The sequence below is a fragment of the Protofrankia sp. CiT1 genome, assembly GCF_917627335.1.
GTDB lineage: Bacteria > Actinomycetota > Actinomycetes > Frankiales > Frankiaceae > Protofrankia.
In genome coordinates this window covers 22,783-37,905 of the sequence record NZ_CAKJTP010000037.1, presented here as the reverse complement: position 1 = coordinate 37,905, position 15,123 = coordinate 22,783, and the positions used below count along the sequence as shown (strand labels likewise).

At 70.4% G+C, this 15,123-nt stretch carries 9 protein-coding genes; 4 read left to right on the top strand and 5 right to left on the bottom strand.

All coding sequences use genetic code 11. The features are described from left to right. The 3 genes from MJ785_RS08950 to MJ785_RS08940 all read right to left on the bottom strand — a co-directional run. On the bottom strand, nt 1–1,522 hold a 1,522-nt coding region (locus MJ785_RS08950; protein ID WP_239380396.1), incomplete at its 3' end, for an ABC transporter ATP-binding protein. Nucleotides 1,523–1,544: 22 nt separating this feature from the next. Next, entirely contained in the window at nt 1,545–2,564 is a 1,020-nt protein-coding gene (locus MJ785_RS08945) for a hypothetical protein (protein ID WP_239380393.1), read from the bottom strand. 114 nt (nt 2,565–2,678) lie between these two features. Continuing rightward, a complete protein-coding gene (locus tag MJ785_RS08940; RefSeq protein ID WP_239309354.1) occupies nt 2,679–3,317 on the bottom strand; it encodes a hypothetical protein in 639 nt (212 codons plus the stop codon). A gap of 229 nt (nt 3,318–3,546) precedes the next feature. Between MJ785_RS08940 and MJ785_RS08935 the strand changes: the two genes are divergently transcribed. After that, nucleotides 3,547–6,123 (top strand): ATP-binding protein, encoded by a 2,577-nt coding sequence (locus tag MJ785_RS08935; protein ID WP_239309353.1) that lies wholly within the window; start codon nt 3,547–3,549, stop codon nt 6,121–6,123. A gap of 119 nt (nt 6,124–6,242) precedes the next feature. On the opposite strand, the gene MJ785_RS08930 is transcribed toward MJ785_RS08935, so the two are convergent. Together MJ785_RS08930 and MJ785_RS08925 are read right to left on the bottom strand one after the other, a co-directional pair. Continuing rightward, a complete protein-coding gene (locus MJ785_RS08930; RefSeq protein ID WP_239309352.1) occupies nt 6,243–7,124 on the bottom strand; it encodes an acyl-CoA thioesterase II in 882 nt (293 codons plus the stop codon). Between the two features lie 10 nt (nt 7,125–7,134). After that, nucleotides 7,135–8,007 carry a FadR/GntR family transcriptional regulator gene (locus tag MJ785_RS08925; RefSeq protein WP_239380392.1) on the bottom strand — a complete coding sequence of 291 codons (873 nt, stop codon included), beginning with the start codon at nt 8,005–8,007 and terminating at the stop codon, nt 7,135–7,137. Between the two features lie 412 nt (nt 8,008–8,419). Here MJ785_RS08925 and MJ785_RS08920 point away from each other — a divergent pair, with 412 nt between their 5' ends. The 3 genes from MJ785_RS08920 to MJ785_RS08910 form a co-directional block, all read left to right on the top strand. Then, nucleotides 8,420–11,017: a carboxylate--amine ligase/circularly permuted type 2 ATP-grasp protein gene (locus MJ785_RS08920; protein ID WP_239380391.1), complete on the top strand. Its 2,598-nt coding sequence runs from the start codon at nt 8,420–8,422 to the stop codon at nt 11,015–11,017. 242 nt (nt 11,018–11,259) lie between these two features. Beyond that, on the top strand, nt 11,260–13,044 hold the full coding sequence (locus tag MJ785_RS08915; RefSeq protein ID WP_239380389.1) for an N-acetylglutaminylglutamine amidotransferase: 1,785 nt from the start codon (nt 11,260–11,262) through the stop codon (nt 13,042–13,044). Then, a partial coding sequence (locus tag MJ785_RS08910) for an alpha/beta fold hydrolase (RefSeq protein WP_239380387.1) occupies nt 13,041–15,123 on the top strand: 2,083 nt, incomplete at its 3' end. The genes MJ785_RS08915 and MJ785_RS08910, both read left to right, overlap by 4 nt.

Genomic DNA, 15,123 nt, shown 5'->3' with positions numbered 1-15,123 from the left:
GCGCCGGGGTGGCGCGGGGACTCCCGGTATCGATGACTGCCGCGCTCTGTGCGCTGGCGGTGACCACCGCATGGCGCGGTCGGGGGAGTGTCCGGACGCCGCCGGCGCGGGCGATGGCTGGCGGGGCAGCCGCCGGCACGCGCTGCGGCCGGTCACCGCGGAAAGGCCCGTCGTGGACCAGGCGTCCCCCGTCCAGGACGATCGTTCTCTCGATCACATCGGCCAGGCCGTCGAAGTCGTGGGATATCACGACCAACGTCAAGCCGGTGCGGACGCGAAGGTCCGCGAGCACCTTGATGAGGGTTCGCCGTGACGGGATGTCCAGCCCCGCCAGCGGCTCATCGAGGATCATCAGGCGGGGCTGGCGGGCGATCAGCCCGGCGAGCGCGGCGCGGCGCAGCTGGCCGCCGGAGAGGTTCTCCACCCGCCGGTCCCGGAACACCGCGGGATCCAGGCCGACGGCGGCCAGCGCGTCGTCGGCGGCGGCCGCGCTCACCCCGGCGGCGGCACGCACATCAGCACCTACGGTGGGTGCCAGCAGCTGGAGCCGGGAGTGCTGCACGGCCAGTCCGATCTCGCCGGGACAGGCGGTCAGCGGTCGGCCGGACATGTGGGCATCGCCTTCGGAGGGGCTGAGCAGACCGGCGAGGACGGCCGCGAGCGTCGACTTCCCCGATCCGTTACGGCCGTTGATCACGATTGATTCACCGATGCCGAGCTGGAAGGACACGTCGGTCAGCGCCCGGTGCGCCCATGGTGATCGAGGGGAGTAGATCTGCCCGACACCGTTGAGGCAGACCAGCGGTGACGCCTCGGCGTGCTGGCACGGGCCTGCGGGTGGGCCTGGGCGCGGATCCGGGCGGGGATCGACAGACACGCAGGTGGTCGGGCCGGCTGCCGCGCCGTCCGCCGGTGTCATCCGGCCGCTGTCGAGAGTGATGCGGCGGTGTGCGCGCATCGCCTCGGCGCGGCGGTGGGTCACGTGCACGACCGTGACCCCCTCTTCGCCGGGAAGCCGCGCCAGCAGCTCGGTGAGCTGCTGGCGGCCGTCGGCGTCCACCATGGCGGTGGACTCGTCGGACACGAGCAGCCGTGGCGCCCGCGCGAGCGCCGCGGCGACCGCCAGCCGCTGTAGCTGCCCGCCGGACAGCGTCGCGGTTTCGTGGTCGGCGAGTTGGGCGAGCCCGACCTTCGCCAGCAGAGCCTCGACGTCGACCGTCCGGCCACCCTCCGGCAGGCCCCACACGATGTCGTCGCGGACCCGCACACCCAGTACCTGCGACTCCGGCCGCTGGAAAATCATGGAAGTGCCGCCGGGCCGGCCGAGCGCGCAGTCACCGGGCCGTAGCACCTGTCCGTCGGTGGGACTCCAGCCACCGATGATCCGGGCGAGCGTGGACTTCCCGGACCCGTTGCTGCCCAGGATCGCCACGAACTCCGCTGGCCGGATGGTGAGCGACACATCGTGGACGGCGTCCCGCGCGGCCCCCGGGTAGCGGTACGTCACCGATTCGAGCCGCACGGGAAGAGGCCGCGGCTGCGTATCAGGCTGTGGCCGCGAGTGTGGCCCCGAGTGCGGCTGTGGGCATGGCTGTGGGCATGGCTGTGCGTGCGGTCGCGGATGGTGCGGACTGCCCGCCGTCCTGCGCCTGGGTATCCACCCCGGCGGGTTCGGCTGGTCGGTCCGGGCGGATGGTGCGCTGGCGGCGAGGTGGCGCAGTCACCGGCCGGATGACCACTCCGGCGGCGAGCACGTTCACCGCCGTGTTCGCCAGCAGCGTGATCGGTAGCAGCGCCCACCAGTGCGTCGTGCCCCACCGGACAACCCAGTCCGCCGCCGCCAGCCCGGGGTTGTCCGGTGTGATCCCGAGCCGCGCGATGCTGCTCCGGGCGCCGTCCCAACTGTTGATGATCTCGGCGAGCAGCAGCCCGCGCAGCTGGGTGAGAACGCCGAACAGCGCGTCCATGACAAGCGCGACCGGCACCCACAGTGTGCCGACGGTCACCGCTGCCGTGCGCAGGAGACCCCACCGCCGACGGTGGGCCGTGCCGAGCACGGTGCCGTTCATCATGCAGGAGGTGATGGTGATCGCGAACCCGGTGCCGCCGAGGAGAACGGCCACCGCCATGGCCGTGAATATCGCCGTGCTGGCCGTGCGCAGCCGCCAGCGCGCGGCCAGCACCGCCGCCGGGACCGCCGCGGGGATCGTCAGCACCCAACCGAGCGGAAGGAAGCGCGCGACCAGGCAGATAGCGATCACCAGGTCGACGAGGACGGCCGCTTCGACGATTTCCGGCGCGCGCAGGTGACGCCCGGCCGAGAGCACACCGGGTGCCTCCGCCCGCCCGGCGAGACCGGTGAGACCGGTGAGACCGGTGAGGCTGGTGAGGCCGGCGGGTGCGGAGCCGGCGGAGGGCATGTCGGACGGCACGGTCGGCGTCAGTCCCCGGCCCTGGTCATGACCGGCCTGGTCGAGAAACCGGCCACCGCCGGCAACGCGCTGGCAGGTCCGGACCGAGGCTGTCTCGTGTTCGGTTCCCGTTTCCGCAGGGTCACTTACCACTCCCCGTCGCCGCCACATCGGACATCCAACTGTCGCATGGCGGCGGCGCGCTGTCCGAGTTGCCTCCGCCGATCACATCATGGCCACAGAAGATTATTTATGGCGGCGGGCCGGTCAGCCCAGCGGGCGGAAGGAAGCCGGCTGGATGGCGGGCGGCTCCGTGGTGTAAGCGGCGAGTGTGCGGGCCAGGTCGGTGGGGTCGATACCGATGGCATGCATGTTGCGGGCGAGGTCGCCCATGACGGACAGCGCGTGGTGCAACAGCACCTCGGCGATACCGGGAGGCTGGCAGATCGCCAGCCGGAACGCGTGCGCGGCGTCGCTGTCTCCGGTCAGCGCGGCCAGCGCGCCGACGCGGACCCGCTGGCTCAGTGATTCCCAGACGCCTTCGCAATGAGGTGCCTCGGCACTGCGCCACACTCCGCGGTAGGTCAACGACCGGATGACCGTGTGTGGCTGTTCACCGGTCCGTAGGTGCAGCGTTACCGCCCACATCGCCAACAGCCAGCTCAGCGAGCGCAGCAGCCGGGTGGAGTCGGCGGCGAGCCGGCCGGCCAGCGCTTCTTCCGCCGCACGCCGTGTGGATGCGTCCGCCCAGGCCTGGACTAGGCGTTCAGCCTCCACGATATCCGCGATGTCCAGCTCGGGCGTACATGGTCGAGCAACCGCGGCGGCCCGGTGGGACGCGGTGTCGACCAGTGCGAGCGCGCCGGCATCGTGCAGTGTCTGCCAGGCAAGTCCTGCTTGCGGCATGCCCGCTACGGTAATCGTCCGTTCGTCGTCTGAGTCCCGCTATAGCGCAGATCACTAGCCTCTTCCATCGCATTGCCCTGTTCGCTGGTTGCTCTTCCGGAGGGTGACGAGTGTTCGTGGACCGTTCCTTATGTCTTGTTTTGTGATTTTGTTGTTGTTCGTCGTAAACGAATGTTTGCTTTCGGTATGCGTTCGGTGTGCCTCGCGGCGGACGCGCGGATGGCGCAGGATGGGTGCCGTGACTCGGGGAACGTTGCGTGTCTACCTCGGCGCGGCACCTGGCGTGGGTAAGACCTACGCCGCGCTGGATGAGGCCCACCGGCGTCACGACCGGGGCACCGACGTGGTCGTCGGCTTCGTGGAGACCCACGGCCGGCCGAAGACGGCCGCGCTGCTGGAAGGCCTGGAGGTCGTCCCGCGAAAGGAGATCTCCTATCGGGGCGCGGTGTTCACCGAGATGGACCTCGGCGCGGTGCTCGCCCGCAAGCCCGCGGTCGCCGTCGTCGACGAGCTCGCCCACACGAACGTCCCTGGCAGCCGCAACACCAAGCGCTGGCAGGACGTCCGCGAGCTCCTTGACGCCGGTGTCGACGTCATCTCCAATGTCAACGTCCAGCACCTGGAGTCACTCAACGACGTGGTCGAGAGGATCACGGGGGTGCCGCAGCGGGAGACCGTGCCCGATGACGTCGTCCGTGAGGCCGACCAGGTCGAGGTGGTCGACATGGCTCCGGAGGCGCTTCGCCGGCGGATGGCGCACGGCAACATCTACGCTCCGGAGAAGGTCGACGCGGCGCTGTCGAACTATTTCCGGATCGGCAACCTGACCGCGTTACGTGAGATTGCACTGCTGTGGGTAGCCGACAAGGTGGACGAGCAGCTCGACCGGTACCGCGCGGAGCACGGCATCGCCGGTACCTGGGAAACCCGTGAACGGGTGGTGGTCGCGCTCACCGGTGGCCCCGAGGGGGACACCCTGATCCGCCGGGCCGTCCGGATCGCTGACCGCAGCAAGGGCTCCGACCTGCTTGCCGTGCACGTCGCCCGGTCCGACGGTCTCACCGGCGCGAACCCACAGGCCCTCGCGCGACAGCGGGCGCTGGTGGAAAGCCTTGGCGGCAGTTATCACCACGTCATCGGCGAGAACGTCCCGACCGCGCTGCTCGACTTCGCCCGCGCGGAGAACGCGACGCAGCTGGTGCTCGGCGCCAGCCGGCGTGGCTGGCTCGCGCAGATGTTCAGTCCGGGCATCGGCGTCACCACGACCAAGCTGTCCGGATCGATCGACGTCCACATGGTCACCCACGAGGAGATCGGTCGAGGCTGGCGGTTGCCGCGGTTCGCGCACGGCCTGACGCCGCGCCGCCGGTTGATCGCGGCCGCGCTGGTGGCCGGCCTGCTCCCGCTGCTCACCGTCGTACTGGCGAACTCCCGTGGTTCGCTCAACCTCACCACCGACGCTCTCACCTATCTGCTCGCCGTGGTGGTCGTCGCGCTGGTCGGTGGGTTCTGGCCGGCGCTGCTCGCCGCGGTCGCGAGCTCGCTGATGCTGAACTACTACTTCACCCCGCCGCTGCGCCACTGGACGATCGCGGAACGCAACAATGCCTTTGCGCTCGTCGCCTTCATCCTTGTGGGAATCATGGTCAGCCGGGTTGTCGATCTTGCCGCGCGCCGGTACGCCCAGGCGGCGCGGGCCTCAGCCGAGGCCGCGACGCTGTCCGTGCTCGCCGGCAGCGTCCTGCGCGGCGAGGACGCGCTGCCGGCCCTGCTCTCGCGGGCGCGCGAGACGTTCGGCATGATGGCCGCCACCCTGCTGGAACGATCCGAGCAGCGCTCCGGCGCGGGCCGTGACGGCGGGAGCGTGCGCGGATGGCGGGTCGTGCACAGCATCGGGACCGACCCGTGCACCCGGCCCGAGGACGGTGACGTGGACGTCCCCATTGGGGACAACCTCGCGCTGGTGCTGCGTGGACGTCCGCTGCCCGCCGCGGACCGCCGGATACTCGCCGCATTCGCGGCCCAGGCCGCGCTCGCGCTCGAACAGCGCCGCCTCACCGAAGCCGCGGCCGAGGCCGGCCCTCTGGCCGAAACCGACCGGATACGCACGGCGCTGCTCGCCGCGGTCAGCCATGATCTGCGCACACCGCTGGCCTCGGCCAAGGCCGCCATCACCGGGCTGCGCGGCGGGGACGTCGCCTGGACCCGGGACGAACAGGCGGAACTGCTCGCGACCGCCGACGAGTCCATGGACAAGCTCACCCGGCTCGTCGACAACCTGCTCGACATGAGCCGGTTGCAGGCCGGCGCGCTCAGTGTCTTCCCCCGGCCGGTCGGTGTCGACGGCGTCATCCCGCACGCTCTCGACGAACTCGGCCCGCCCGCCCGGAACGTGGAGATCCAGATGCCCGAGGAGCTGCCCGACATCCACGCGGACCCCGCCCTCGTCGAGCGTGTGCTGGTCAACCTCGTCTCGAACGCGCTCCGGTACTCCCCCACGGGGACCCGTCCAGTCATCACCGCGAGTGCTCTCGACGATCGGGTCGAGATCCGCGTTATCGACCGCGGGCCAGGCATCCCGGCGGAGAACCGCGACCGGGTCTTCCAGCCTTTCCAGCGTCTCGGCGACCGGGACAACACCACCGGTGTCGGCTTGGGCCTGGCATTGTCCCGCGGTCTGGCCGAGGCCATGGGAGGTTCGCTGAGTACCGACGACACCCCCGGCGGCGGGCTCACGATGGTGCTGTCCCTGCCGGCCGCGTGGTCCGTCCGGCAGCCGGTCCCTGCCCGCGCCGCCGACGACTGAACGGCCCAGCCTTTGGTCGGGAGCCGGCCCGTCCTGCCGGCCGGCAGCGCGGAGAACGAAGAAACGCGAAACGCTGGAAACGCGCATGCGCAGAGAACACGATGGAAAAGAAGGGCGCGTCAGGGCCGCTGCCGCATCAGTCCCTCCTGCGCGACGGAAACGACAAGCCGGCCGTCGGCGGTGTATATCTCCCCGCGGGTGAAGCCGCGTTCCCCGTACGCCGACGGGCTGTCCTGAATGTAGAGCAGCCATTCGTCCGCGCGGAACGGGCGGTGGAACCACATCGCGTGGTCCAGGCTCGCCAGCGAGATCCGCGGCCCTTCCGGTGTCCGGTGCGGGAGCACAGTCGTCGTGATCAGATGGAGGTCGGAGGCGTACGTGACCGCGCATGCGTGGTAGAGCGGGTCGTCGGGCAGCGGCCCGCGGGCGCGGAACCATCGCCGCTGGTGGGGCGCATGCGGATCCCCGAGATGGGAGACGACCGGCGGCTGGACGGAGCCGTCCGGCGCGCTGCTCGCGATGGGCAGGACGTCCAGGTAGCGCCGGAAGAACGGCTCGACCCCCCGGCCGTCGGAGAACACATCGTCGGATGGTGCGGCTGGGCCACCGGGCGGCGGCAGCGGCGGCATCACCGGCATCGCCGCCTGGTGTTCGAGACCCTCCGCCGTGTGGTGGAACGACGCGGACATGTTGAAGATGGCCTTGCCGTGCTGGATGGCGACCACACGCCGGGTCGTGAAGGAACGCCCGTCACGAATCGGGTCGACCTCATAGATGATCGGCGCCGCGGGATCACCCGGTAGCAGGAAGTAGGCGTGCAGCGAATGCACCGGGCGATCAGCGGCAACGGTCTGACCAGCGGCGATCAGTGCCTGTGCCGCGACATGGCCGCCGAACACCCTGGTCGGTGCGGTGTGCCAGGACCAGCCGCGGAAGATGTTGGTTTCAATGCGGTCGAGGTTGAGGACCTCGGCCAGCGAGTCGGTCTCGGCGCGGGTCACCTGATCGACATTACCTACCCGGCGCCGGGACCCCTCCCAACAGGTCGATGACTGTGGCCTGGTCGTGCCCGGCGAAGGGGTCCGCCGCCAGCAGATGGCGACGCCACAGGTCCTCGGCCGCGCTCGCTTCGCCCGCTTCTATCAGCGTCACCAGCTGGTGGTGCGGGTGGTGATGCTCGCCGTCGGTGGCTGGCTCCGCCGGTCCGCTGCCGGGGATCAGGCCGCTGCCATCCACCAGGTTGACGATATGGCGCAGCATGCCGGCGAGGACGATCAAGGTCTGGTTGCCGGCGAGCTCCACCAGCAGGCGGCGGAAGTCAGCGCTCGCGGCCTGTAGCTGACCGGGGCTGTTGCCGGCGGCCTCGACCGAGGCGAGGGCCGCCCGCAGCGCTACAAGATCGTCATCGGTGTGGTGTTCGGCGACCTGGCGGGCACAGGGTGGCTCAATGAGGGCTCTGGCCTGGTGGATGTCGGCGAGGGTCGTGCCGCGGTGCTCCAGGACCAGCGCCGCGTAGCGGGCGGCCACGTCGCCATTGGGCGTGTGGACGCGGGCCCCGCCATGCGCCCCGCGCCGTACGCTGATCAGCGCTTCGGACTCCAAGACCCGGAACGCCTCGCGCAGCGTGGGACGGGAGACGCCGAACTGTTCCATCAGCACGGCTTCCGGGGGAAGCGCATCGCCCTCGACCAGCTCGTTGCGCACTATCTGGCGCCGCAGATGCGCGGCGACCAGCTCGGCGGTCTTGGGCACGCGTACCTGTCTGCCGATGCGGCTCTCGCTGATCATCGCCGCGCCCGGGCCGGCGGCGTCCGCCGGCTTCGCGGACGCGGAGATGGCGACCGGTCCGGCCGTTGCGATGTCGGTCGCGTTCAGTAACGCCATGATGATCGGCCCTCCAGACACATCCAGCTGTGGGCGGACGGGGCATATTCCCGTGGTCGCACGTCAGCACCCTTCGTTTGAAGATCGTACTCTTGGCGTTGGCGATGTCACCAGAAGTGCTGGCGAGGTTGCATTGTGACATTACAAGTCACTGAAGTGCACGAGGGGTGGCAGGATGACCGCGAAGTGGCGGAGTTTGGTGGCTGATTATTATCGATAAGTGCCGATAGTTACCGCGATGTCAGCGCGCCTCGGGCTGGCCGGGCGGCCGTCCGCGGCCTCGCCAGGCCACCCCGGCGCTCGGCGCGCCCGCTGGCATGTCCGCGGCAATGCCGGAAAACGTGCCCGTTCTCAACGGCCGGGCGCTCTTATGGCGTGCTTCTGTAGCCAAATGGCCGTAGCGTCGTCAGCCATGAGCGACGACCGAATTGCGGCTGTCGGCGTCGAGGAGGAGTTTCACATCCTCGATCTCGCGTCCCGCCAGCTCGTACCGCGGGCCAGCGCGATCCTTGACCGCCTTCCGGCCGATCGCTTTGCCGCGGAGCTGTTGAAGTCCGTGGTCGAAACCAACAGCCGTCCCTGTACCGATCTTGCTGACCTGCGGGCCGACCTGCTGGACCTGCGGCGTGAGCTCGCCTCGGTCGCCGAGCCGCTCGGCCTCGGTCCCGCGGCCGCGGGAACTGTCCCGCTGGTCGATCCGGGCGTGCTGGAGATCAGTCGCGACCCGCGTTATGAACAGATGCTCGCCGATTATCAGCTGCTGGCCAGGGAACAGCTGATCTGTGGCGCTCAGGTGCATGTGGACGTCGCGGACCGTGATCTCGCCATGGCGGTGGTCGCCTGGATCGCGCCGTGGCTGCCGATGCTGCTGGCGCTGTCGGCAAGCTCCCCCTACTGGAAGGGCGTTGACAGCGGGTATGCGAGCGTACGCACCCTGGTCTGGCAGCGGTGGCCGACCGCTGGCGTCGCCGGTTCGTTCAGCACCGCGGCCGAATACGATCAGCTGGTCGCCGATTTGATCAAATCGGGGGTGATCAGCGATTCGGGCATGGTCTACTTCGACGTCCGCCCATCCGCCCACCTGCCCACGGTCGAACTGCGCATCTGCGACGCATGCCCGGACGTCGACAACGTCATTCTCATCGCGGGCCTGTTCCGCGCGCTCGTCCGCCGGGCGATCCTGGCGATCGGGATCGGTGTGCCGGCACCGCCGCCGCGTACCGAGCTGCTGCGGGCGGCCACCTGGCGGGCGGCGCGATCCGGGATCGAGGGCGACCTGGTCGATGTGGCCGGGGCGGCTCCGGTACCGGCATATGATCTTTTGTGGCGGCTCATCCATGAGGTGCGGAACGAGCTTGAGCATGCCGGTGACTGGGAGCTGGTGACCGATCTCGCCCAGCAGGTGATCGGGCGTGGCAGTGCCGCGGCCCGGCAGCGGCGGGCCTTCGCCCGGCGCGGGCGGCTCAGCGACGTTGTAGATCTTGTCCTGGCTGAGACGCGCGACGCGCCGCTCGCGGTGCCGGGGCAGGTGCCGGGCCGTGCCCCCGGTACGGCGGTACAGCCCGGCACCGCGGGTCAGGCCAGCCTGCTCAGCGGGTACCACCCCGACGGTTACGACGAGGTGGTCGACACCGGCGGCGCGGTCCGCGCTCCGTACCGGGCCGTGATGCGGACCCTGGAGCGCCTCGGGCCGGCGATGCTGGCCGAGCTTGTTGAGGCCCGTGGCGTCGAGCAGGTCCTGCGCGGGGTGGTGTTCCGGGTGGCCGGAGATGACGCGGCGCGACCATTCCCTTTCGACCTGGTGCCACGCATCGTCGACGAAGCGGACTGGTCGCGGCTGCGGGCCGGCCTGGCGCAGCGTGTCAGGGCGCTTGAGGCCTTCCTGCACGATGCCTATGGCGAGCAGGCCGCGGTAGGCGACGGTGTGCTCCCGGCCTGGGCGGTACACAACGCGCCCGGTATGCGGGCCGCTGGCTTCGCCGTGCCCGCGAACGCTATCCGGGCCACCGTCACCGGCATCGACCTGGTCCGTGATGCCAACGGGAACTGGTTCGTCCTGGAGGACAACCTGCGGGTGCCCTCCGGCGTCGCCTACGCCATCGAAGGCCGGCGGCTGACCGGTTCCATACTGCCCGATCTGATCCCGCCAGGCGGGATTGCCGGGCTCGACGGTGTGCCCGCGCTGCTGCACGAGGCGCTTGTCGCGGCGGCCCCCATCCGGGCGGCGGGGGAGCCGGCGATCGCGGTGCTCACCGACGGGTCGGACAACTCGGCCCACTTCGAGCACGCCCTGTTGGCGGAGGAGATGGGGGTCGCGCTTGTCGAACCGGCCGACCTCACCGTCGAGGACGGCGCCTCGGGCACGGTGGTCCACCGCCTCGACCGGGGCCGCCGACGCCGCGTCGACGTGCTGTACCGGCGCTTCGACGAGGACGAACTCGCCACGGCCGTGGCCGCCGATGGCCTGCCGCTCGGCCCAGCGCTGATCGCGGCGGTGCGCGCGGGGACGCTCAGCCTCGCGAACGCGCCGGGTAACGGAGTTGCCGATGACAAGGTGCTCTACGCCTACGTACCGCGCCTGATCAAATACTACCTGGGTGAGCAGCCCGTACTCGACGACGTCACGACCTACGTCTGCGGTGATCCCGAGCAGTGTGCGTACGTGCTCGATCATCTCGACGAGTTGGTGATCAAGCCGGCTGAGGGCTACGGCGGGGACGGCGTGCTGATCGGTCCGCGGGCGGACACCGCTGAGCTCGCGGCCGCCCGCCAGCGGATCATCGCTGATCCGCGCCGCTGGATCGGCCAGGAGCTGGTGCGGCTGTCGACCCATCCGACCTGGCATGATGGCCGTCTCCAGCCATGCTCGGTCGACCTGCGGGCTTTTGTCTACCTCGGAGCGGAAGCGGTGGTCGTGCCGGCCGCGCTGACCAGGGTCGCTCCGGTTGGCAGCCTGATCGTCAACTCGTCCCGCGGCGGCGGCTCCAAGGACACCTGGCTGCCGCATTAGGGCGTCCCTGGTGCTGGGCGCGCTACGTGGCCGCCGCCGGAGCTAAGGCCCGCGGCAGGTTATTACTGTTCGTAATGGTGACGTCATCTTCTGGAAACGCCGGGCGCCGATGGTGGTAGCCACGCCGTCGAGCGGCCTGGGATCTGGGGCCTGGGGCCTGGGCCGCCGGTGGCACGGCAGGCGGATGATCGCGCCACCGTTGGCCCACCGCGAAACCGATGAAACGACCGACAGGAGCGAGCATGTGCGGTCTGAGCGGGGAACTGCGGTTCGACGGTGCCGCGGCCGATGTGGACGCGGTGGCGAGGATGGCTGACCGGATGCGGCCGCGCGGCCCGGACGCCAGCGGCGTGTGGGCGTCCGGGCCGGTCGCGTTCGGCCATCGCCGCCTGAAGATCATTGATCTGTCGGAGCGCGGTTCGCAACCGATGATCGACAGCGAGCTCGGTCTCGCGACCGTCTTCAACGGCTGTATCTACAACTACCGCGAACTTCGCGGCGAGCTTGCCGCCCAGGGCTATCGTTTCTTCTCGGCCTCCGACACCGAGGTGATCGGTAAGGCCTATCATCATTGGGGTGTCCGGTGCGTGGACCACTTCGTCGGGATGTTCGCCTTTGCCATCCACGAGCGCGACACCGGGCGGCTCGTCCTCGGCCGTGACCGGCTGGGGATCAAGCCGCTCTACGTGACGGCGGACACCACCCGCGTCCGCTTCGCCTCGACGTTGCCCGCGCTGCTCGCGAGCGGCGGGATCAGCGGCGATATCGATCTGGTCGCGTTGCACCACTACCTGTCCTTCCACTCGGTCGTGCCGGCGCCGCGCACGATCCTCGCCGCCGTGCGCAAGCTGCCGGCGGCCACCGTGAGGATCATCGATGCGGACGGCTCGAGCGTCGACGAGCTGTACTGGCATCCGAGTTTCGCCCGTGACCCGGCGTACGAGGGCTGGTCGGCGGCGGACTGGCGGGACGCGATCGGTGAGCGGCTGCGCACCGCGGTGCGCCGGCGCATGGTCGCCGACGTCGGGGTCGGGGTGCTGCTGTCCGGGGGGCTTGACTCCAGTCTGATCGTGGCGCTGCTCGCGGAGGCCGGGCAGGAGAACCTCGCGACGTTCAGCGTCGGATTCGAGGCGGCCGGCGGCGAGTCCGGGGACGAGTTCAGCTACTCCGACGTCATCGCGAGCCACTTCGGTACCGATCATCACCAGATCCGGGTCGCTGGTAACCGGCTGCTGCCCGCGATCGAGTCGACGGTCGAGGCGATGAGCGAGCCGATGGTCAGCCATGACTGCGTCGCCTTCCAGCTGCTGTCGCAGGAGGTCTCCCGCCATCTGAAGGTCGTCCAGTCCGGGCAGGGCGCGGACGAGGTGTTTGCCGGCTACTCCTGGTACCCGCCGCTGGCTGGCGTCGAACGCGGCGAGGCGGTCGAGGACTATCTGCGGGTGTTCGCGGACCGGCCGCACGGCGCGCTCGAGGCCATGGTCGAGCCGGACTACCTCCTTGACACCGATGTCAGCCGGGCATTTGTCGCCACCCACTTCGCCGAGCCCGGCGCGTCGACCGCTGTGGACGCGGCACTGCGCATCGACTCGACGGTCATGCTGGTGGAAGATCCGGTCAAGCGGGTCGACAACATGACCATGGCCGCCGGTCTGGAGGCGCGTACCCCGTTCCTCGACCATGAGCTCGTCGAGCTCGCGGCGGCCTGCCCGCCCAAGCTGAAACTCGCCGCGGGCGGCAAGGGAGTGCTCAAGGCGGTCGGCCGGCCGATCATGCCGGTTGAGGTCATCGACCGGCCCAAGGGCTACTTCCCGGTCCCGGCGATCCGGCACCTGTCCGGTTCCTATCTGGACCTGGTCCGGGAATCGCTCAGTGACCCGGTCGCCAAGGCCCGCGGCCTGTTCCGCGCCGAGTGGGTCGAGGCCATGCTGGCCGCGCCGAACGACAACCGGACCACTCTCGGCGCGAACGCGCTCTGGCAGGCCGCGCTGTTGGAGATGTGGCTGCAGACCCAGGGGGTGGCATGATGACGGACTGGTTCCCGGCCGAGCCACGGCCGTTCGACGTAGCCGGCACCGGCGCCAGCGCCAGTCCCGGCCCCGGTGATCTTGTGGATGACTGGGTGGCGGCGGCGAGCTGTTCGTCGCCGAGCCTGGGGCCCGCGGGCATGATCGCCTATGTCAGCGACCGGGACGGCACCCCGCGGCTATGGTTGCGCGACGCGACCGGCAGGCAGCAGCCGCTGGACACCGGCGCCGGACATGTCCGGTCGGTGCTCTGGTCGCCGGATGGCGGGTGGATCGCTGTCGTGGTGGCGCCCGGCGGCGGCGAGCACACCGAGGTCCGGGTCGTCCGTCCCGATGGCAGTGGGCTGCGTCGCCTCGCTGGCGGCTGGCATCCCGCCGTAAGCCCCCATGCGTCCACCGGCTCGGAGGCCGGTACGGCGAGCGCCGCCGGGCTCGGCCGGTGGACACCGGACGGCACCGCGCTCGCGATCTGCGAGTCCGTCCGGTCGGGCATGACCCACGCCCTGCTTGTCGACCCCGTAACGGGGCGGCGCGAGCACCTGGCCGCGGGCCAGGCGCTCGCCATCTGCGACATCGACGGCGACACCGCGACCGGGTACCGGCTGCTGCTCCGGGACGGCCCGCGAGGGGTCCGCCGGCTCATCCTCGTCGACTGCGTCACCGGGCGCTGCCACCCGCTGTTGGACGGAGCCGGCACGGTCGGGCTCGGCCGGTTCGGCCCGGCGGGCGTGGCCGCGGGCGCCGGGAAGCTCGTCTACCTGCTCTCCGATGCCGGTCGCGAACGTGCCGCGCTGCTGGCGGTAACCCTCGCGGACGACGGGACCCAACGGGCCACCGAGGTCGTGGCAGCCCGCGATGACGCCGACCTGGAACGGTTCGCGCTGCTTCCCGATGGTGTGCCCAACGCCGCCGCGCCCGGCGTGTGCAGGGGACGGCCGGTCGCGGTGCTGGCGTGGAACGTGGACGGGCGGACCGTCCTGGACCTGGTCGATCTGGGCTCGGGCAGCCGGCTGGGCCTCCCGCCTCTGCCGAGGGACGTCGCGGGCAGCCTGCTCGTCCGTGACGGGGGCCGTGGTCTGCTGCTGGCCCTGGTCGGTTCGACCGTCCCTGGCGAGTTGTGGACCTACGATTTCGGGGCGGACGCGACCGGTTACCGATGTATGGTCTCTGACGCCCCCACCGCCTTCCCCGCGCCCGCGCTCGCCTCCGTCGCCGATCTGGACGGCAACGCGGACCCCACCGCCGGGGCGGCTGCCGAGGCGGTGCTGCCTCCCCCGGCCCGTTCCCGGACCAGGCTGGTCCGCCCGGTACCGCACCGGTTGCGCGCGCACGACGGGCTGGAGCTGTCCGGCTGGCTGTACCGCCCGCAGGGCGAGCTCGGCCCCTATCCCACCCTGCTGTTCTTCCACGGTGGGCCCGAGGCGCAGGAACGTCCCACCTTCACCCCGCTGTTCCAGGCACTGGTCACCCGCGGGATCGCCGTGTTCGCCCCGAATGTGCGCGGGTCGGCGGGCTACGGCCGTTCCTTCGCGGGCGCCGACGACCACGGCCGTCGCTTCGACGGGATCGCCGACGTCGCTTCCTGCGTGAAATATCTGGTCGAGGCGGGTATTGCCGACAGTGGGCGGGTCGGCGTCGCGGGCCGTTCCTACGGGGGATACCTGACGCTCGCCGCGCTGGTCACCTACCCGGAGCTGTTCCGCGTGGGGGTCGACATCTGCGGGATGGTGGATTTCGCCACGTTCTTCGCGCACACCGAACCGTGGATCGCCGGCCCCGCGGTGACCAAGTACGGCGACCCCGTGCGTGATGCCGTGCTGCTGTGGGAGCTTTCCCCGCTGCGCCGGATGGATCGCCTGGCCGCGCCGCTGCTGGTCGTGCACGGCGCTAACGACACCAACGTCCCGGTGATCGAAGCCGAGCAGACCGTCGCCGCGGCGACGGCGCGGGGGGTGGACTGCCGGTTCCTGCTCTTCGAGGGCGAGGGACACGAGATCATGGGTCTTGGCAACCGCACGGTGTTTGTCCGGGAGGCCGTTGAATGGGTGAGCCGTCACCTGCTGGCACCCGGTCAGACCC